1 protein-coding gene is annotated in these 1,169 nt (G+C 55.3%); it reads right to left on the bottom strand.

Features of this window, described 5'->3' with window-relative positions; genetic code table 11:
• A partial coding sequence (locus GJA01_RS15070) for an autotransporter strand-loop-strand O-heptosyltransferase (RefSeq protein WP_062502367.1) occupies positions 1-1,169 on the bottom strand: 1,169 nt, incomplete at both ends.

Below are 1,169 nucleotides of genomic sequence, written 5' to 3'. Positions count from 1 at the left end.
TGGATGACCTGCGCACCTGTGATCAGACGGGTACATTCAAACTGCCTGTCAGTCCCTTTATGCCGTGGACACCAGAAGAAATCCTGATGGTCAAACTGATGCTTCGGGTCATTCCAGCAGGAATTGCAGGTATGCCAGTTGATGATGCGGTACGGCGTGGCAAATTCGTTGTCTGGATGCGTGAAACCGGAAATCATCACAACAGGCGTCCCTGCCGCATGCGCCAGCCATGCCAGACCGCTGGAGAGGCCAATAAAGAAACTGGCATGCTTCAACCAACGCGCCCTCTCAGACAAAGGCCGGTTCCCCGTCTCATCCTCGGCTCCATGAGGAATATGATTGTACACATACCCCGTCCCATGAAACGTCTTCTGATCAATGCAGATCACGCGATACCCTGAAGCCTTCAGAAACGCGATGACCTCCTGCCAGCCTGCCGGGTTGTTCCAGTATTTGCACTGCGTACTGGCCTGCGTGGCAATGACAACATACGGCCCCTCGATGGGAGGCGTATCGCCATCCTGGATCGTGATGGGTGGCGGAGTATCATCCCAGGGATTAACCCCCAGAATATAGGCTGCCGTCCGATGCAGGCCGACATGACGGAAATCCGTCGGCTGATGCGTGAACTCGGTGTCCGTAAAGAACAGACCGATATTGTAGCTGGCGTAGAACCCCGCCGTGAAATCCTTGTTCGCCTTGGCCTCATCATGACCCACAAGCGTGATATCCGGGTTAGCTTCCTTGACCAAAGGCAGGATCACGTCCGCCACAGAACACGTCACCTTGGCGCCACTTTCCTGCGCCAGGCGCAGAACCGCAGGCAACCAGGCAATGGTATCGCCAAGCGTTCCAACAGGAAGCTGTACCAGAACCGGTTTCCCTTCCAGTGACAACTCGTGATGCAGCACGTCTTCGCGCGTTCCATCGGGCTTTTCCAGCCAGACATCAATCAGGAACGGGACAAAGAACTTCTTGGTCGAAGCCACCATTCCGCCCTTGAGACGGGCATCAAACAGAATATTTCCCGTGGCATAATCCGAAAGCCGAACATGCCACTGACCAATCTCAGGCGCGATTTCGGGCACCATGACCCGCGCGCCGTCATTGAAGTCAAAACGCACACCCTGACCGCCCTCAACGACAGGAACAGGAGAAATGGCAAGATA

Source organism: Gluconobacter japonicus (assembly GCF_002723975.1).
Lineage (GTDB): Bacteria > Pseudomonadota > Alphaproteobacteria > Acetobacterales > Acetobacteraceae > Gluconobacter > Gluconobacter japonicus.
This window is presented reverse-complemented; position numbering and strand designations above follow the sequence as displayed.